The organism is Sanguibacter hominis ATCC BAA-789, assembly GCF_012396185.1.
GTDB classification, from domain to species: domain Bacteria; phylum Actinomycetota; class Actinomycetes; order Actinomycetales; family Cellulomonadaceae; genus Flavimobilis; species Flavimobilis hominis.
In genome coordinates this window covers 14757-32714 of the sequence record NZ_JAAXOW010000001.1, presented here as the reverse complement: position 1 = coordinate 32714, position 17958 = coordinate 14757, and the positions used below count along the sequence as shown (strand labels likewise).

The 17958-nt window shown below is 71.5% G+C and carries 20 protein-coding genes and 1 riboswitch; of the genes, 14 read left to right on the top strand and 6 right to left on the bottom strand.

Features of this window, described 5'->3' with window-relative positions:
• Nucleotides 1–17 precede the first annotated feature (17 nt).
• The 6 genes from HF995_RS00175 (at nt 18) to HF995_RS00150 (ending at nt 4538) form a co-directional block, all read left to right on the top strand.
• Nucleotides 18–1172, top strand: coding sequence for a histidinol-phosphate transaminase (locus tag HF995_RS00175; protein ID WP_168445835.1), 1155 nt, complete (start codon nt 18–20; stop codon nt 1170–1172).
• Entirely contained in the window at nt 1169–1777 is a 609-nt protein-coding gene (gene hisB, locus HF995_RS00170; protein WP_168445834.1) for an imidazoleglycerol-phosphate dehydratase HisB, read from the top strand. Before HF995_RS00175 ends, hisB begins: the two co-directional genes overlap by 4 nt.
• Nucleotides 1774–2319: a hypothetical protein gene (locus tag HF995_RS00165; RefSeq protein ID WP_168445833.1), complete on the top strand. Its 546-nt coding sequence runs from the start codon at nt 1774–1776 to the stop codon at nt 2317–2319. The genes hisB and HF995_RS00165 overlap by 4 nt, the downstream gene beginning before the upstream one ends.
• Nucleotides 2316–2963, top strand: a complete 648-nt coding sequence (gene hisH, locus HF995_RS00160) for an imidazole glycerol phosphate synthase subunit HisH (protein ID WP_168445832.1) — start codon at nt 2316–2318, stop codon at nt 2961–2963. Before HF995_RS00165 ends, hisH begins: the two co-directional genes overlap by 4 nt.
• A 61-nt stretch (nt 2964–3024) precedes the next feature.
• Entirely contained in the window at nt 3025–3756 is a 732-nt protein-coding gene (gene priA, locus HF995_RS00155; protein ID WP_168445831.1) for a bifunctional 1-(5-phosphoribosyl)-5-((5-phosphoribosylamino)methylideneamino)imidazole-4-carboxamide isomerase/phosphoribosylanthranilate isomerase PriA, read from the top strand.
• On the top strand, nt 3753–4538 hold the full coding sequence (locus HF995_RS00150) for an SseB family protein (protein ID WP_168445830.1): 786 nt from the start codon (nt 3753–3755) through the stop codon (nt 4536–4538). Before priA ends, HF995_RS00150 begins: the two co-directional genes overlap by 4 nt.
• Nucleotides 4539–4605: 67 nt before the next feature.
• Here HF995_RS00150 and HF995_RS00145 read toward each other — a convergent pair whose 3' ends face one another.
• The 3 genes from HF995_RS00145 to HF995_RS00135 all read right to left on the bottom strand — a co-directional run bounded on the left by HF995_RS00145 (nt 4606) and on the right by HF995_RS00135 (nt 7073).
• A complete protein-coding gene (locus HF995_RS00145) occupies nt 4606–4968 on the bottom strand; it encodes a DUF1844 domain-containing protein (protein ID WP_168445829.1) in 363 nt (120 codons plus the stop codon).
• 118 nt (nt 4969–5086) lie between these two features.
• The gene (locus tag HF995_RS00140; RefSeq protein ID WP_168445828.1) at nt 5087–6538 is read right to left on the bottom strand and encodes a catalase; all 1452 of its coding nucleotides are present in this window, start codon (nt 6536–6538) and stop codon (nt 5087–5089) included.
• 85 nt (nt 6539–6623) lie between these two features.
• On the bottom strand, nt 6624–7073 hold the full coding sequence (locus HF995_RS00135) for a Fur family transcriptional regulator (RefSeq protein WP_168445827.1): 450 nt from the start codon (nt 7071–7073) through the stop codon (nt 6624–6626).
• A gap of 267 nt (nt 7074–7340) precedes the next feature.
• Here HF995_RS00135 and infC point away from each other — a divergent pair, with 267 nt between their 5' ends.
• The 8 genes from infC (at nt 7341) to HF995_RS00095 (ending at nt 15359) form a co-directional block, all read left to right on the top strand.
• Complete coding sequence (infC, locus tag HF995_RS00130) at nt 7341–8294, top strand: translation initiation factor IF-3 (RefSeq protein WP_168445826.1); 954 nt, start codon at nt 7341–7343, stop codon at nt 8292–8294.
• 98 nt (nt 8295–8392) lie between these two features.
• Complete coding sequence (gene rpmI, locus HF995_RS00125; RefSeq protein WP_093375536.1) at nt 8393–8587, top strand: 50S ribosomal protein L35; 195 nt, start codon at nt 8393–8395, stop codon at nt 8585–8587.
• Nucleotides 8588–8649: 62 nt separating this feature from the next.
• Nucleotides 8650–9036 carry a 50S ribosomal protein L20 gene (rplT, locus tag HF995_RS00120; protein ID WP_168445825.1) on the top strand — a complete coding sequence of 129 codons (387 nt, stop codon included), beginning with the start codon at nt 8650–8652 and terminating at the stop codon, nt 9034–9036.
• Nucleotides 9037–9087: 51 nt separating this feature from the next.
• Nucleotides 9088–9912, top strand: a complete 825-nt coding sequence (locus HF995_RS00115) for a TrmH family RNA methyltransferase (protein ID WP_168445824.1) — start codon at nt 9088–9090, stop codon at nt 9910–9912.
• Between the two features lie 58 nt (nt 9913–9970).
• Nucleotides 9971–10900 (top strand): aldose 1-epimerase family protein, encoded by a 930-nt coding sequence (locus HF995_RS00110; RefSeq protein WP_350308667.1) that lies wholly within the window; start codon nt 9971–9973, stop codon nt 10898–10900.
• A gap of 126 nt (nt 10901–11026) precedes the next feature.
• Nucleotides 11027–12094: a phenylalanine--tRNA ligase subunit alpha gene (gene pheS / locus HF995_RS00105; protein ID WP_168445822.1), complete on the top strand. Its 1068-nt coding sequence runs from the start codon at nt 11027–11029 to the stop codon at nt 12092–12094.
• Entirely contained in the window at nt 12094–14649 is a 2556-nt protein-coding gene (gene pheT, locus HF995_RS00100; protein WP_168445821.1) for a phenylalanine--tRNA ligase subunit beta, read from the top strand. Before pheS ends, pheT begins: the two co-directional genes overlap by 1 nt.
• 47 nt (nt 14650–14696) lie before the next feature.
• Nucleotides 14697–15359 (top strand): LiaF transmembrane domain-containing protein, encoded by a 663-nt coding sequence (locus HF995_RS00095; protein ID WP_168445820.1) that lies wholly within the window; start codon nt 14697–14699, stop codon nt 15357–15359.
• A gap of 3 nt (nt 15360–15362) precedes the next feature.
• Here the strand turns inward: HF995_RS00095 and HF995_RS00090 are convergent, their stop codons facing one another.
• The 3 genes from HF995_RS00090 to HF995_RS00080 all read right to left on the bottom strand — a co-directional run bounded on the left by HF995_RS00090 (nt 15363) and on the right by HF995_RS00080 (nt 17692).
• Nucleotides 15363–16253 (bottom strand): VOC family protein, encoded by an 891-nt coding sequence (locus HF995_RS00090; protein WP_168445819.1) that lies wholly within the window; start codon nt 16251–16253, stop codon nt 15363–15365.
• A gap of 75 nt (nt 16254–16328) precedes the next feature.
• Nucleotides 16329–16688, bottom strand: a complete 360-nt coding sequence (locus HF995_RS00085) for a nucleotide pyrophosphohydrolase (RefSeq protein WP_168445818.1) — start codon at nt 16686–16688, stop codon at nt 16329–16331.
• The gene (locus tag HF995_RS00080) at nt 16685–17692 is read right to left on the bottom strand and encodes a quinone oxidoreductase family protein (RefSeq protein WP_168445817.1); all 1008 of its coding nucleotides are present in this window, start codon (nt 17690–17692) and stop codon (nt 16685–16687) included. The genes HF995_RS00085 and HF995_RS00080 overlap by 4 nt, the downstream gene beginning before the upstream one ends.
• Before the next feature lie 98 nt (nt 17693–17790).
• Nucleotides 17791–17908, top strand: a riboswitch (TPP riboswitch).
• Nucleotides 17909–17958: the final 50 nt, after the last annotated feature.

Below are 17958 nucleotides of genomic sequence, written 5' to 3'. Positions count from 1 at the left end.
ACTCCTAGAGTTGCGTCGTGGCCAACCCTCGCAACACTGACGTCCCCCGCGCGCTGCGCCTGCCCGTGCGCCCCGAGCTCGCGGGCATCGAGCCGTACGGCGCCCCGCAGCTCGACGTCCCCGTCCTGCTCAACGTCAACGAGAACCCGTACGGGCCGAGTCCGCGCGTCGTCGCGTCGATCGCGAGCGCCGTCGCGGACGCCGCCGCCGGGCTCAACCGCTATCCGGACCGTGACTTCCTCGACCTGCGCGGCGACCTGGCCGACTATCTCGCGCGCGAGAGCGGCGTGCGCGTCGCGGCCGAGCAGGTCTGGGCTGCGAACGGCTCGAACGAGGTCATGCTCCACCTCTTGCAGGCGTTCGCGGGGCCCGGGCGCACGGTCGTGTCCTTCGCGCCCACGTATTCGATGTACCCCGAGTACGCGCGCGACACGCACTCCGCGTACGTGGTGGGCCGTCGTGAGGCGGACTTCACTCTCGACCCGGCGCACGCGACCGCTGTCGTCGCTGAGCACCAGCCCTCCGTGACGATCCTCACGAGCCCGAACAACCCGACCGGGACCGCGTTGTCCGTCGACACGATCGTGGCGGTGTGCGAGGCGGCGCTCGAGGTCGACGTCGACGGCGCGCCCGGCATCGTCGTCGTCGACGAGGCGTACGGCGAGTTCCGCCGCGAGGGCGTCCCGTCGGCGCTCGAGCTGCTCGACCGCTTCCCGAACCTCGTCGTGAGCCGCACGATGTCCAAGGCGTTCGCGCTCGCGGGCGCGCGGCTCGGATACCTCGCGGCCCGCCAGGAGATCGTCGACGCGTTGCGCGTCGTGCGCCTGCCGTACCACCTGTCGGCGGTCACCCAGGCGACTGCCCGCGCCGCGCTGTCGCACGCGGACGAGCTGCTCGGTCAGGTTGCTGAGCTGCGTGCCGAGCGCGACCGCACGGTCGCGTGGCTGCGCGCGCAGACCCACGAGGGTCGCCCGCTCGACGTCGCTGACTCGGACTCGAACTTCGTGCTGTTCGGCCGGTTCGCCGACCGCCACGCCATCTGGCAGGGTCTGCTGGATCGGGGTGTGCTCATCAGGGAGACTGGTCCCGAGGGCTGGCTGCGCGTGTCCATCGGCACGCGCGAGGAGATGGTGGCGTTCAAGGACGCCCTGGTGGAGGTAGCAGGACTGTGACCCGCAGCAGCAGGACGGCACGCATCGAGCGAGCGACGTCCGAGTCGTCGGTGCTCGTCGAGATCGACCTCGACGGGACCGGTCGCACGGACATCTCGACGACGGTGCCGTTCTACGACCACATGCTCACGGCCCTGGGCAAGCACTCGCTGATCGACCTGACCATCAAGGCGACCGGTGACACGCACATCGACGCGCACCACACGGTCGAGGACGTCGCGATCTGCCTCGGCGAGGCGCTCAAGGTCGCCCTCGGTGACAAGCGGGGCATCGCGCGCTTCGGGGACGCGCACGTCCCGCTCGACGAGGCGCTCGCGCGTGCCGTCGTCGACGTCTCCGGCCGCCCGTACCTCGTGCACGACGGCGAGCCCGCGGGCCAGGAGTACCACCTGATCGGCGGCCACTTCACGGGCTCGCTCACGCGGCACGTGCTCGAGTCGATCGCGCACCACGCGAACATCTGCCTGCACGTGACGGTGCTCTCGGGCCGCGACCCGCACCACATCGTCGAGGCGCAGTTCAAGGCGCTCGCGCGGGCTCTACGCGCCGCGGTCGCGCTCGACCCGCGTGTCGACGGCGTGCCGTCGACCAAGGGCGCGCTGTGACGTCCGGCGCGGTCCCGGGCGCCGCAGACGAGCTGCCCGACGACGTGTCGTTCGAGATCCCGGACGACCTGTCGGGTTTGAGCATGTTCGGTGAGACCACGTCGAAGCCGACCGTCGCGCTCGTCCTGACCCAGGTCGCCGGTGCGGACCCGCTCGCGGCAGTGTGCGCCGTCGCGAAGCTCGAGGTCGACGTGTTCTTCGCACAGGGTGTCGGCGCGGTCGCGGTCTGCCGGGACCTCGACGGTGACGGCCCCGCTCAGGTCGCTGCCGGCATCTCGCAGCTGATCAGCGGTGTCCCGGCGATCCTCGTCGAGCGCCGGGAGAACCAGATCACCGCGACGCGCTGGCTCGACGGCGAGCGCGGGGACGACGTCCCTGCGGGCCTGTTGCTCGACGGCGCCCCTGACGACCTCGAGGGGCTGCTCCTCGGCACGCACACGCTCGCCGACGTCAAGGGTGTCCTGCAGGCGGGCCAGTACTCGCGCCTCAAGGCTGCGCGGCTGCTCACGTCTCTCGCACGCAAGGCGAGGAAGAAGTCATGAGCGCGCCGTCCGTCGTCGTCCTCGACTACGGCTTCGGGAACGTCCGCTCGGCCGTGCGCGCGCTCGAGCGCGTGGGCGCCGAGGTCGAGCTCACGAACGACCGTGCGGCCGCCGAGTCTGCCGACGGTCTCGTCGTGCCCGGTGTCGGTGCGTTCGCCGCGGTGATGGAGGGGCTGCGCGCGGTTCGCGGCGACCAGATCGTCGGTCGGCGCCTCGCCGGTGGCCGTCCCGTGCTCGGCATCTGCGTCGGCATGCAGGTCATGTTCGAGGCGGGCGACGAGCACGGCGTGCACACCGAAGGCCTGGGGGAGTGGCCCGGTGTCGTCGACCGCCTGCACGCCCCGGTGGTTCCGCACATGGGCTGGGCGACCGTCGAGGCTCCTGAGGGTACGGCTCTCTTCGCGGGCATCGAGGACGAGCGCTTCTACTTCGTGCACTCGTACGCCGCGCAGACGTTCACGCTCGGTCAGGACGAGCCGGCCGACGGCCGGTTCCGCCCACCGCTCGTCACCTGGGCAGACCACGGCGGTCCTTTCGTGGCTGCCGTCGAGAACGGCCCCCTCGCCGCGACGCAGTTCCACCCGGAGAAGTCCGGCGACGCCGGCGCCCAGCTCCTCACCAACTGGCTCTCGTCCCTGCGCTGACGCGCGGGACAGCCCTCCGTCTCGGCTGTCGCCGAGCCCGAACCCCCTGGAGATGAACCCCATGACCGACCGTCTCGTGCTGCTCCCTGCCGTCGACGTCGCCGACGGGCAGGCTGTGCGCCTCGTCCAGGGCGAAGCAGGTTCGGAGACCTCGTACGGCGACCCGCTCGGCGCGGCGCTCGACTGGCAGGCGGGCGGCGCGGAGTGGATCCACCTAGTCGACCTGGACGCGGCGTTCGGGCGTGGCTCGAACGCGGAGCTCCTCGCCGAGGTCGTCGGCCGTCTCGACGTCAAGGTCGAGCTCTCGGGCGGCATCCGCGACGACGAGTCGCTCGCCCGTGCGCTCGCGACGGGCTGCGCGCGCGTCAACCTCGGGACCGCTGCCCTCGAGAACCCTGAGTGGACCGCGAAGGTCATCGCGGAGCACGGCGACGTCGTCGCTGTGGGGCTCGACGTGCGCGGGACGACTCTCGCGGCACGCGGATGGACCGAGGATGGCGGTGACCTCTGGGAGGTCCTCGGCCGCCTCGAGGCCGCTGGCTGCTCGCGCTATGTCGTGACCGACGTGACGAAGGACGGCACTCTGCGCGGCCCGAACGTCGAGCTGCTCGCCGAGGTCGCTCAGCGTGCGAAGGCTCCCGTCGTCGCGTCGGGTGGCATCTCGAGCCTCGACGACCTGCGCGCCCTGCGTGCGCTGGTCCCGCAGGGCGTCGACTCCGCGATCGTCGGCAAGGCTCTCTACGCAGGCGCGTTCACGTTGCCCGAGGCGCTCGACGTCGCTGGTCGGCCGTGACGCACGGCGCTCACGACGGGCACGATCACGGTGTCCCGGCGGACTCGGCGGGGACGCCGTGGTCCGGTCGTGACCTGAGGTCGAACCCCTTCGCGGGCGACGACGGGTCGTGCGAGCCGGCTCTCGCCGCGGCCCTCGAGGCATACGCGTCCGGCGGACGCACCGCCGATCTCGAACGTGTGGTCGGGGCGCTCGCGTCCGCGCGGGTGCTCGTGCCGATCATCGCTGAGCTCGACGTCGCGGGTCGTGGCGAGCACGGCCAGGAAGTCGACAAGGAGGCGAGCGCAGGGGTCGTCGCGCTCGAGGCTCCCGACGGGCGCAAGGCGCTGCCCGTGTTCTCCTCGGTCGAGGCGATGACGCGTTGGCGTGCCGACGCCCGTCCGGTGCCGTCGTACGCGACGCGCGCGGCGCTCTCGGCAGTGCAGGAAGGCTGGGCCCTCGTCGTGCTCGACCCAGGAGGCCCGACGACGGTGCTCGTGCCGCGCCCTGCCGTGTGGGCGCTCGCGCAGGGGCGTACGTGGGAGCCCGCGGTGCGCGACGGCGTCGTCGACGAGGCGGTGCGTGCCGCGGTGCGCGACGCCGCGCTCCCGGCGCAGCACGTGGTCCGGGCCGACGCCGTGCCCGGGCGTACGGCGGAGGTCGCCGTCGCGCTCGGCATCGATGGCGGTCTCGACCGTGCGGGCCTCGACCAGGTGCTCGCCTGGGTCAACCGCGCCCTCGCTGCGAGCAGCGTGATCAGCGAGCGGGTCGACTCGCTCGAGCTGCGTATCGGCAGGGCCTGACGCCTGACGTACGACGAAGGCCGCGCCTGTGAGGGGCGCGGCCTTCGTCCTGCTCGGGGGACCGTTCTCAGGAGACGGGACCGGTGAGCTTCTCGCCCGGGCCCTCGCCCGGTGCGTCCGGGATCGCGCTCGCCTCGCGGAACGCGAGCTGCAGCGAGCGCAGCCCGTCGCGCAGGGAGCGGGCGTGCTGGTTGCCGATGTCGGGTGCCGACGTGACGACGAGCCCGGCGAGCGCGGTGATGAGCTTGCGTGCCTCGTCGAGGTCCGTGAGGTCCTCCTCGCCCTCGGCGAGGCCGCACTTGACGGCGGCCGCGCTCATGAGGTGGACGGCGGCGGTCGTGATGACCTCGACGGCCGCGACGTCGGCGATGTCTCGGGTGGCCTGCGCGGCGTCGTCGCTCGGGCTGGCCTGGGGAGAGGGGTTCGTCATGCGCTCATTGTCGCCCACCGGGAGGGGGACGACGCACGGCGAGACGACGCAGCCCCGCACGCGACGAGCGTGCGGGGCTGCGTCTCCGCGACCGGGTCCCCGGCGCGGCGTGACGGCGTCAGGCGTTCAGCGCCGCCCGCAGCTGCTCGCCGAGGCCGGCGTCGACCTGGCCCCAGTACCAGAAGAAGCGCTCACGGATCTCGGGCACCGTGATCCCGGCGCCCTGGCCCGTGAGGGTCTCGAGGAAGGCCGCCTTCTGGGCGTCGTCGAACACGTCGCGGTAGAGGGTTCCGGCCTGACCGAAGTCGGAGTCGTCCGAGCGCAGCGTCTGGGCCGCGCGGACGAGCGCGCCGTCCGTCTCCCACGAGACCTCGCCGGCCCGTGCGCCGTCGGCAGCCGGGCCGCCCGTCGAGTTGGTCGCGTGGACCGGCATCGTGGCAGGCGCGTAGTGGTAGCGCATCTGGCCCTCGTGCTGGTAGTTGCGCACCTCGGCGGCGTGCGGCATGTTCACCGGGAGCTGGTTGTAGTTCGCACCGATCCGGTAGCGCTGCGCGTCCGGGTAGGCGAACACGCGGCCCATGAGCATCTTGTCGGGCGAGATGCCGATGCCCGGCACGAGGTTCGACGGCGAGAACGCCGCCTGCTCGATCTCCGCGAAGAAGTTCTGCGGGTTACGGTCGAGGGTGAGCTCGCCGACCTTGAGGAGCGGGTAGTCCGCGTGCGACCAGGTCTTGGTGATGTCGAACGGGTTGAAGCGGTAGGTCTTGCCCTCCTCGTACGGCATGACCTGGACGAAGAGGTCCCACACGGGGTGCTCCTCGCGCGCGATGGCGTCGAAGAGGTCGCGGCGGTAGTAGTCGGCGTCGGACCCGGCGAGGTGCTGGGCCTCGTCGGCGGACATGGCCTCGACGCCCTGGCGGGACTTGAAGTGGTACTTGACCCAGAACTGCTCGCCCTCGCCGTTGACCCACGAGAACGTGTGCGAGCCGTAGCCGTTCATGTGGCGCCACGAGCGCGGCAGGCCGCGGGAGCCCATGAGGTAGGTGACCTGGTGGGCGGACTCGGGGGAGAGCGTCCAGAAGTCCCACTGCATGTCGGCGTCTCGCAGGCCGGAGGCGCCGGTGCGCTTCTGCGAGTGGATGAAGTCGGGGAACTTGATCGCGTCACGGATGAAGAACACCGGGGTGTTGTTGCCGACGATGTCGTAGTTGCCCTCGGTCGTGTAGAAGCGCAGCGCGAAGCCGCGGACGTCGCGCCACGTGTCGGGGGAGCCCTGCTCGCCGGCGACGGACGAGAAGCGCAGGAGCGTCTCGACCTCCGATCCGGGCTGGAAGACGGCGGCCTTCGTGAACCGCGAGACGTCGTCGGTCACGACGAACCGGCCGAAGGCCCCGCCGCCCTTGGCGTGCGGGTTGCGCTCCGGCACACGCTCGCGGTTGAAGGAGGCGAGCTTCTCGACCAGGAAGCGGTCGTGCAGCGCGGTGATGCCGTCGGGGCCGGTCGTGAGGGAGTGCTGGTCCGAGGGGATGGGTGCGCCGGTCTGGCTGGTCGTGAAGCTGGGGTCGGTCACTGGTGTCTCCTTCTGCCCGTGCGGGCTCGTGTGGTGTGCCGTGGGGGCGTCGTCGGCGAGCGTGCTCACCGGAGGCTGTGGCTGGTCAGGCTGTCGTGGTGCCGGCAGCGCGGCAGTCGGGGCAGGTGCCCCAGTAGATGACCTCGGCGGTGTCGATGGCGAAGCCGTGGGTCGAGGACGGGACGAGGCACGGTGCATGTCCTGTCGCGCAGTCGACGTCGCCCACGGCTCCGCACGAGCGGCAGACGACGTGATGGTGGTTGTCGCCCACCCGGACCTCGAAGCGTGCCGGATGGCCGGCCGGTTCGATGCGCTGGACGATGCCGCGCTCGGTGAGCGCGTGCAGGACGTCGTAGACGGCCTGCACGGAGACCGTGCCGAGCCGTGCGCGCACTCGTGTCAGGACGGTGTCGGCGTCGGCGTGCGGGGTGGCGCGCAGGCACTCGAGGACCGCGATGCGGGGCGCGGTCACGCGCAGCCCGGCCGAACGCAGCTGGGCTGCGACGTCGTCGCTCGCATGGGTCGGGGTGCTCATGACCTGCAGTCAAGCATGCTATCTGGAATCGTTCAAGTAACGGAACTCTTCACTTCTGTCTGTGCCGGAGCCGGGATGTGCGTGTGGTAGCGTTGACCCCTGACTGATCGGTGTGTGCTCACGCATGCGCCGAGAGCAAGTGGAGAACATCCCACCTAGGTCCCGCCCGAGCTGCCTGCAGCCGACAGGGACCGGGTCCCGGTCCAGAGCAGGCGCTTCAACGCGTCCGCTCGCTCGTGGGCGCATCGTGCCCATGGGATGGATGTGATGGCCTCCTCCTGCTCGCAGGGACGGAGGCCTTCTTCGTCTCTGTGCACACCACCGAGTTCTGAGGAGACTTCCATCAGCGAGCCCCGCATCAACGATCGGATCCGCGTCCCCGAGGTCCGGCTTGTCGGCCCCAACGGGGAGCAGGTCGGCATCGTCCGCGTGGAGGACGCGCTGCGCCTTGCGCAGGAGGCGGACCTCGACCTCGTCGAGGTCGCGCCTGACGCGCGTCCTCCGGTCTGCAAGCTCATGGACTTCGGCAAGTTCAAGTACGAGGCAGACATGAAGGCGCGTGAGGCCCGGCGCAACCAGGCCAACACGGTCCTCAAGGAGATCCGCTTCCGCCTGAAGATCGACCCGCACGACTACGGCACGAAGAAGGGCCACGTCGAGCGCTTCCTGTCGGCAGGCGACAAGGTCAAGGTCATGATCATGTTCCGCGGCCGTGAGCAGTCGCGCCCTGAGATGGGCGTCCGTCTGCTGCAGCGTCTCGCGGAGGACGTCGCCGAGCTTGGCTTCGTCGAGAGCATGCCCAAGCAGGACGGCCGTAACATGACCATGGTGCTCGGCCCGGTCAAGAAGAAGGCCGAGGCCAAGAGCGAGCAGCGTCGCAAGCGCGAGGAGACTCGTCGTGCGCCGCGTCCCGAGGCCGAGGTCGACTCGGCAGCCGAGGCGTCCGCCCCCGTGGAGGCTGCTGCGCCCGAGGCCCCCGTCGAGGCGCCCGCGCCCGTCGCGGCTGCTGCTCCGGTCGAGACTGCTGCACCCGTCGAGGCCGCGCCGGCGAAGGTTGCTGCCAAGCCCGCGACCGCGAAGCCTGCTGCCGCGCCGAAGCCCGCTGCCGCGAGCCCCAAGCCGGCGGCGACGCCCAAGCCTTCAGTCCCGAAGCCGGCGGCTGCCAAGCCTGCCCGGCCCGCACCGAAGCCCGCCCCGAAGCCTGCGCCGAAGAGCGAGTGACGAGACCTGCACACCGAGCGGGACCTGCACGTGAGGTCCCGACCGACACTGTCGTACGCCAGCCGGCGCACGACCGACCCTGAGGAGACACGGCAGCCATGCCGAAGAACAAGACGCACTCCGGTGCCAAGAAGCGGTTCCGCATCACCGGTTCCGGGAAGGTCATGCGCGAGCAGGCCAACAAGCGCCACCTGCTCGAGCACAAGTCGAGCCGTCGTACGCGCCGCCTGAGCGCCGACCAGGTCGTCTCGGCCGCCGACACCCCCAAGATCAAGAAGCTGCTCGGCAAGTGACCCTCGGGGCGCGTCCTGCGCCCTGAAGGAGCTTGTGAGCCCCGAGAACCAAGGAGCATCACGTGGCACGCGTGAAGCGGGCAGTCAACGCCCACAAGAAGCGTCGTTCAACCCTCGAGCGGGCCAGCGGTTACCGCGGCCAGCGCTCTCGCCTGTACCGCAAGGCGAAGGAGCAGGTCACTCACTCGATGGTCTACTCCTACCGCGACCGCAAGGCGCGCAAGGGAGACTTCCGCAAGCTGTGGATCCAGCGCATCAACGCCGCGGTCCGCGCCGAGGGCATGACCTACAACCGCTTCATCCAGGGCCTCAAGGCCGCTGGTGTCGAGGTTGACCGTCGCGTCCTCGCTGACCTCGCCGTGACGGACGCCAACGCGTTCAACACGCTGGTCAAGGTCGCGAAGGAGGCCCTCCCGGCCGACGTCAACGCCCCCAAGGCTGCTGCCTGAGCCGTACGTCTCCACGACGTCGCGCGCTTCGCAGCCTCAGGACGCCCGGACATGCCCGAGCTGATCAACCCCCGTTCCGAGCGGGTGCGGTCAGTCCGGGCGCTGTCCGGGCGTTCTGTGCGTTCGCGCACCGGTCGCTTCGTCGTCGAGGGCCCGCAGAGCGTCCGCGAAGCTGTGCGTTACGCGCCGGACCTGGTGCGCGACCTGTTCCTGACGGAGACGGCCGCTGACCGGTACACGGAGATCGTCGACGCCGCCCGCGAGTCGGGCGTCACGCCCCGGACCGGCTCGGACGAGGTCCTCGACGCGATGAGCCCCGACGCCCAGGGGATCGTCGCCGTCCTCGACCGTCCCCACGCATCCCTCGAGGACGTGGCCGCCCTGAACCCGCGCCTCGTCGCGGTCCTCCTCAACGTCCGCGACCCCGGCAACGCCGGCACGGTCATCCGCGCTGCTGACGCGGCAGGGGCTGACGCCGTCGTCCTCGCCGGGGAGAGCGTCGACGTGCTCAATCCGAAGGCCGTGCGTTCGACGGCCGGCTCGCTCTTCCACCTCCCCGTCGTCGCAGGCGCGTCGTACGACGACGTCCTCGGTACCGTGCACGGGCTCGGCATGACGGTCCTCGCCGCTGACGGCGTCGGGCCGCACGACCTGGACGACCTGCTCGATGTCGCCGGCGCCCCGGGTGGAGCACAGCCAGACCTCGCCGCACCGACCGCCTGGGTGTTCGGCAACGAGGCCTGGGGCCTGCGGCCCGAAGACCGTGACCGCGCTGACGCCGTCGTCCGCGTGCCGATCCGCGGCCGCGCCGAGTCCCTCAACCTCGCCACGGCCGCCACCGTCTGCCTGTACGGCTCCGCACGCGCCCAGCGGTGACGGCTGCTGGGCCCTCGGCCCCGCGCACGACATGCGTCTGGTGCGCTTAGATGTTCACGTGAGCAACGACGCGACCGTGCCCGTCTCGGGCACGCAACACATCCTGACCAGTGGCCCCTACCGTGCGGTGATCGCCTCGGTGGGCGCGAGCCTGCGAGTCCTCGAGCACGACGGCCGTCCCCTCGTGACGCCGTTCGGCGAGGAGGACGTCCGGCCCGGCTACCGCGGCGCGGTGCTCGTACCGTGGCCCAACCGCGTCGTCGACGGGCACTACTACGTCGACGGACGCACCTACGTGCTCTCCTTGACGGAGCCCGAGCGCGGCCACGCGCTGCACGGCCTCGGTGCGTGGGCCGAGTGGATCGTCGTCTCGAGCGACGAGGCGTCCGTGACGCTCGGCCACACGATCGCCCCGCAGGCCGGCTACCCCTTCCGGGTGCGGTGCGAGGTGACCTACGCGCTGTCCGGCGACGGCCTGAGCTGGAGCGTCCGCGCGACGAACGTCGGGACGGGCCGCGCCCCGTACGGCACGGGCCCGCACCCGTACCTCGTCGCTGGTCCCGAGCCTGTGGACGAGTGGGAGGCGCTCATCCCCGCCGAGCAGGTCCTCACGGTCACACCTGACCGTCTCGTCCCGACCGGCCTCGCGGACGTCGCGACGTACGACGGCGGCACGCTCGACTTCCGTACGCCTCGCGTCGTCGGCAGCACGTTCATCGACCACGCGTACACGGGCCTCGTCCTCGAGGGCGGTACGGGTCGTGTCGAGGTGCGTTCGCCGTTGGGCACGGGTGTCGCGATGGAGTGGGACGCGGGCAGCCCGTGGCTCCAGGTGCACACGCCCGAGGGTCCTGGCGACGCGTTCCGCAGCGGCCTCGCCGTCGAGCCCATGACGTGCCCGCCCGACGCCTTCAACTCGCGTACGGACCTGGTGCTGCTCGAGCCGGGCGAGAGCCACGAGGTCGGCTGGCGCATCGTCGCGCTCTGACGCACGCCCCGCGCGGCCTGTCGCACGACGCCGGGCCGCGCGCGGGTGCGGACGGGGCGCGGATCCGGGTTCCGGGCCTCGTAGAATGATCGACGATCCCACTCGCTCCGGTTCCGGAAGGCACGGATGTCCACGCCAGAAACGCCCCTGTCCCCGCTCGACGCCGCTGGCATCGACGCGGCGCTGACGGAGGCTCTCGCCGCCGTCGCGTCGGCTGCTGACCTCGAGGCGCTCAAGGAGGTGCGGATCGCCCACGCCGGGGACCGCAGCCCCCTCGCGCTCGCCAACCGTGAGATCGGCCAGCTCGAGCCCGCCGAGAAGGCGACCGCCGGCAAGCTCCTCGGCCCGGCGCGTGGCCGCCTCGCCAAGGCGCTCGCCACGCGCCAGGAGGAGCTCGAGGCCGAGCGCGCCGCGCAGGTCCTCGTCACCGAGGCTGTCGACGTGACGCTCCCGACGGACCGCATCGCAGCCGGTGCCCGTCACCCGCTCGAGCTGATCTCGGAGCAGGTCGCGGACTTCTTCGTGGCCATGGGCTGGGAGATCGCCGAGGGACCTGAGGTCGAGGCGGAGTGGTTCAACTTCGACGCGCTCAACTTCGGCCCTGACCACCCGGCGCGCCAGATGCAGGACACGTTCTTCGTCGAGGGACCTGAGGCCGACGGCGCGGGCTCGGGCCTCGTCATGCGCACGCACACGTCGCCCGTGCAGTCGCGCACGATGCTCTCGCGTGACGTCCCGATCTACATCGCGTGCCCCGGCAAGGTGTTCCGCACGGACGAGCTCGACGCGACGCACACTCCCGTCTTCCACCAGGTCGAGGGCCTCGCCGTCGACAAGGGCCTGACGATGGCGCACCTCAAGGGCACGCTCGACCAGTTTGCCCGCGCGATGTTCGGTCCCGAGGCGCGCACGCGCCTGCGCCCGAGCTTCTTCCCGTTCACCGAGCCGTCCGCGGAGATGGACCTGTGGTTCCCGCAGAAGAAGGGCGGCGCGGGCTGGATCGAGTGGGGTGGCTGCGGCATGGTCAACCCCAACGTCCTGCGCGCCGCAGGGATTGACCCGGACGAGTACACGGGCTTCGCGTTCGGCATGGGCCTCGAGCGCACCCTGATGCTCCGCCACGGGATCACTGACATGCACGACATCATCGAGGGCGACGTCCGCTTCTCGACGCAGTTCGGAATGGGGTTCTGATGCCGAACATCGCACTGGACTGGCTCGCGGAGCACGTCGAGGTCCCGGCCGGCCTGACCGCGGAGCAGCTCGCCGCCGACCTCGTCCGGGTCGGGCTCGAGGAGGAGGCGGTGCACGGTCCTGCCGTCACCGGCCCGCTCGTCGTCGGCACGGTCGTCTCCCTCGTCAAGGAGGAGCAGAAGAACGGCAAGACGATCAACTGGTGCCAGGTCGACGTGGGCGAGCACAACGTGCTCGACGACGACGGCCAGCCGACGGTCCCGCGCGGGATCATCTGCGGCGCGCACAACTTCGAGGCGGGCGACCGCATCGTCGCCGCCCTCCCGGGCGCCGTCCTGCCCGGCCCGTTCCCGATCGCCTCGCGCAAGACGTACGGCCACGTGTCCGACGGCATGATCTGCTCGCAGCGCGAGCTCGGCCTCGGGGACGATCACGACGGCATCATCGTGCTCGACCGGCTCGGGTTCACTGGCCAGCCGAACGGCACGGACGCGGTCCAGCTCCTCGGGCTCGGCGAGTCCGTGCTCGAGATCAACGTGACGCCCGATCGCGGCTACTGCTTCTCGATGCGCGGCGTCGCGCGCGAGTACTCGCACTCGACCGGCGCGACGTTCATCGACCCTGGCGTGCGTGAGACGCCCGCCGCGACGGCTGACGGGTTCGCCGTCGAGGTCGACGACGTCGCGCCCGTCCACGGAGTCGTCGGGTGCGACCGCTTCGTGACGCGCATCGTCCGGGGGATCGACCCGGCCGCCCCGACGCCCGAGTGGATGAAGAAGCGCCTCACGCAGGCGGGCATGCGGCCGATCTCGCTTGCGGTCGACGTCACGAACTACGTCATGCTCGACCTCGGCCAGCCGCTGCACGCGTACGACCTCGCGAAGGTAGCCGCCCCGATCGTGGTCCGCCGTGCTGCCGCGGGGGAGCGCTTCACGACGCTCGACGACGTCGAGCGGACGCTCGACCCGGGCGACCTGCTCATCACCGACTCGCCCGACGGCGTGCGTGGCTCCCGGATCCAGGGGCTCGCAGGCGTCATGGGCGGTCAGGTGTCCGAGGTGTCGGAGTCGACGACGGACGTCCTGGTCGAGGCTGCGCACTTCGACGCCGTGACGATCGCGCGGTCGTCACGACGCCACAAGATCCCGTCGGAGGCTGCGAAGAGGTTCGAGCGCGGCGTCGACCCGCGACTGCCCGGGGTGGCAGCGCAGCGCGTCGTCGACCTGCTGGTCGAGCACGGCGGCGGCACGGCCGACCCAGCCGTCTCCGACCTCGACGCGGTCCCGACGACGCCGGCGATCACGTTCCCGTGGTCCGAGCCGTTGCGCCTGACCGGGGTCGACCACGGTCGCGAGCGCATCGCCGAGATCCTCACGATGATCGGCTGCGAGCTCGCTGACGGCGACGGGGACACCGTTGCGGTGACGCCGCCGACGTGGCGACCTGACATCGAGGCGCCTGAGCACCTCGTCGAGGAGGTCGCGCGCATCGACGGGTACGACAAGATCCCGTCGGTCGTCCCTGCGGCTCCCGCCGGCACCGGGCTCACGGCCGCGCAGCGCTCGCGCCGCTCGGTCGCCCGTGCGCTCGCGGAGGCGGGCTTCGTGGAGACGTTGTCCTACCCGTTCGTCGGCTCGGTCCAGCACGACGAGCTCGGGCTCGCCGCAGACGACGCGCGCCGCCGCGCCGTCCGGCTCGCGAACCCGCTCTCGGACGAGGCTCCTGAGCTGCGCACGAACCTCCTGACGACGTTGCTCGGTACTGCGCGCCGCAACGTCGGGCGCGGCATGACCGACCTGGCGGTCTACGAGATCGGTCTCGTCACGCAGCCCCGTCCGGGCGCGCCGGTCGCGCCCCAGCTGCCTGGCGCTCGCCGCCCGTCGGACGAGGAGCTCGAGGCGCTCGGCGCTGCCGTCCCGGACCAGCCGCGCCACGCGGCGGGCGTCCTCGCCGGAGCGCGCGAGCGTGCGGGCTGGTGGGGCCCTGGACGCGCCGCAGGCTGGGAGGACGCCGTCGAGGCGGTCCGTCTCGTCGCGCGGACGGTCGGTGTCGAGCTCACGACGACGAACGACACGTCGCGCATGCCGTGGCACCCGGGCCGCTGCGCGCGGTTCGAGCTGGCGTCGGGCGAGGTCGTCGGCTGGGCTGGTGAGCTGCACCCGCAGGTCCTCGAGCGGCTCGACCTGCCGCGTCGCTCTGCCGCGTTCGAGGTCGACCTCGACGCGATCGTGGCGGCGGCCTCGAGCGAGCCGGTCCAGGCTGTGCCGGTCTCGACGTTCCCGCTCGCGAAGGAGGACTTCGCGTTCGTCGTCGACCAGGACGTGACCGCCGGTGCCGTGCGTGCCGTCGTCGCGCAGGCCGCTGGTGAGCTTGCCGAGGAGGTGCGGGTGTTCGACGTGTTCACGGGCCCGCAGGTGGGCGAGGGCAAGAAGTCCGTCGCCGTCGCCGTGCGCCTGCGTGGCGCGGACCGCACGCTGACGGCGGAGCAGACCGCTGAGGTTCGCGGCCGGGTCGTCAAGCTCGCGGGCAAGCGTCTGGGCGCCCAGCTCCGCTGAGCCGCGACGTCCACCACGGCTCGGCCCTGCTTCGGTAGGGTCGAGCCGTGAGACCTTCTGCTCAACGTGCCCTCGGTGTCCTGCTCGTCGCGGCTGCCGCTTTCGCTCTGCTCGCGCGCGCCGGCGTCGTGGACGTGAGCCTCGGCCACCTCGTGCGGACGTGGTGGCCGACGGTGATCGTCCTGGTCGGCGTCTTCGGGCTCGTGACGGCGCCGCGTGCGTGGCACGGACCCGCGGTGCTCGTCCTCGTCGGGGTGATCCTGCAGTCCAACCGGCTCGGCTACCCGCGCATGTCGTTGTGGGAGCTCGTCGTCCCGCTGATCCTGCTGGTCGCTGGTCTGGCCCTCATCACGCGCGGGGTGCGTGGGCCCCAGGGCGACCCGGACGTGCTGTCGTCCCTGGTCATCATGGGTGCCTCGAACCCGCGTACCGCCTCGCCCGCGTTCCGCTCCGGCGTGTTCACCGCCGTCATGGGCGGGATCGAGGTCGACCTGCGCGGCGCGGGCGTCGTCGAGCCTGCCGAGGTCTCCGTGTTCACCCTCTGGGGCGGGGTCGAGATCAAGGTCCCGCCGACGTGGAGCGTCACCGTGCGCGGCCTGCCTCTCCTCGGCGGCTGGGAGGACAAGACGGTCCGCCCGGTCGCACCGGACGCGCCACGGCTCGTCGTGAACGTCATCGCGATCATGGGCGGGCTCGAGGTCCGCAACTGATCCTCACAGCTCGGCGACGACGATCTTCCCCATCGCCATGAGCCGCTCGTACGCGCCCGGGTGGGACATGAGCTCTCCCATGTTCTCGGGGACGACCTGCCACGAGACGCCGAACCGGTCCTTGCACCATCCGCACTGCTCGGCTGCGGGGTCGCTCGACAGGGCCGCCCAGAGCCGGTCGATCTCGTCCTGGTCGGCAGCGGTGACCGCGAGCGAGACGCCCTCGCTGAACGTGTGGTCCTGTGTCGCGGCGGCGTCCATCATGACGACCCACGTCCCTGCCAGCACGAGGTCGCTGAACATGACGGAGCCCGCCACGGCGGGGCCGTGCGGCTCGCGGTACGTCACGGTCGTCCCCGGACGCGAGCCAGGCAGGACGTCCTGGTAGTAGGCGTTCGCCTCGGCGGCGCGGTTCTGGGCGGCGCCGCCGAACAGGAGCGACGGGAGGATGAACGGGCGTGGCTCGCCCTCGGGGTTCGTGAGGATGAGCTGCCACGACACGCCGAACCGGTCCTCGACCCAGCCGTACCGGGCGCTGTGCGAGTACTCGCCGAGCTCCATCAGGACACGACCTCCGTCGGCGAGCCGGTCCCAGAGCGCGTCGAGGTGGTCGCGCGCGTCCGGGTCGCGGGAGGGGTCGTGGTTGACCATGAACGAGATCGACGGGTTCGGCCGGAAGGACGCGTCGGCGTTGACGAGGGTCAGCGGGAGGCCACCGACGACGACGTCGATCGTGAGGACCTTGCCAGCCATGTCCGCCTGGAAGTCGGGGAGCCCGGTGGTGGGGTACCGGGTGGTCGCCACGACGTGGCTGTCGGGGAAGGACGCGGTGTAGGCGGCGGCCGCCTCGTCGGCGTCGCCGGCGTACCAGATGTTCGGGGTGATCGTGGTCATGCCTCGAGCATGCGCACCTCGTCGCCCGCTGCCCACGGTGAGAGCGCCCAGGCGCGGCGAGGGCCGCGCCCAGGCCTACCCGCGGTGCGTGCGCGACGGAGGTGAGCCGACGGGGAACCGGCCGTGGTTGACGGCGAGCTTGCGTCGGGCGGCGTCGAGCACGTCGATGCCGGTGACGTCGGCGAGGCGCGCGAGGTAGATCGTCACGTCGGCCATCTCCATCGCGAGACGTTCGCGCAGCTCCGGGTCCGTCCGCACGGCGTCGAGGCTCTCGTCGGACCCGAGCCACTGCAACTCGGCTGCGAGCTCGCCCGCCTCGCCGGTGAGTGCCATCGCGAGGTTCTTCGGTGTCTGCACGGGTGTCCAGCCGCGCTCCTCGGAGAACGTGCGGACGGCGGTGACAAGCTCGGCGAACCCGTCAGACCGGTCTGTCACAGCGTCTCCCCGGTGTGCTCGCCCGCTACCTCGAGGATCACCTTGCCGGTCGTCTCGCGCGCCTCGAGCGCACGGTGCGCCTCGCCGGCGTCCGCGAGGTCGTACGTCGCGCCGATACGTACCCTGAGCGCGCCGAGGCTCACCGCGTGGAACAGCTCGCCCGCGCGTCGCAGCAGCTCCGGGCGGGTCGCCACGTGGTCACCGAGCGTCGGGCGCGTCACGAAGAGCGAGCCTCCGGAGTTGAGCCGCTGCAGGTCGAACGGGGGTACCTGGCCGGAGGCGCCACCGAACAGCACGAGGATGCCGCGAGGGCGCAGGGAAGCGAGCGAGGCGTCGAACGTCGTGCGTCCCACGCCGTCGTAGACGGCGTGCACGCCGTCCGGTGCGACGGCGCGGACGGCGGCCGGGAGCTGTGTCGTGAGGTCGTCGAGCTGGTCGTAGCGCACGACCGCGGTCGCCCCTGCCTCGCGCGAGAGCTGGGCCTTCAGCTCCGTCGACACGGTCGTGACGACGCGGGCGCCACGCGCGACCGCGAGCTGCGTCAGGAGGAGGCCGACGCCACCTGCGCCCGCGTGCACGAGCACGTCCTCGCCCGGCCCGACGGGGTGGCTCGAGTCGGCGAGGTAGTGCGCGGTGAGCCCTTGCAGCATGAGCGCTGCCGCGGTCGCGAGGTCGACGCCGTCGGGCACGGGGACCGTGCGGTCCGCCGCGACGACGACCTGTTCCGCGTACGAGCCGGGCCCGTCGACCCAGGCGACGCGGTCGCCTGGCGCGACGTCCGTGACGTCGGGCCCGACGGCGCTGACGACGCCCGCACCCTCGCTCCCCGGGACGTGCGGGAACGGGACGGGGTAGACGCCCGAGCGGCGGTACGTGTCGATGAAGTTCACGCCCGCGAAGGCGACATCGACGACGACCTGGCCACGACCTGCGGTCGGGGCGGGGCGGTCGACGAGCGTGAGGACCTCGGGACCACCTGCGTGCACGGCTTCGATCGCTCTCATCACCCCAGCCAACCACCCGTCGGCCGCTCGGGTCGACGCGACGGTCCCGGATCGCGAGACGACGCGTGCAGCGCGCGGGCACGGCCGATACGTTGGCCGGGAAACGCCGGGGAGCTTGGTGCACCAAGCTGAGAGGGCGGATGGGAAACCACCGAGCCGCCGACCCGCGAACCTGAACTGGGTAATGCCAGCGGAGGGAAGCGTCGGTGCCGTCGGCACCCTCATTGCTCGAACCGTCCCGCTGCGCGCGTCACGATCGACGTGCG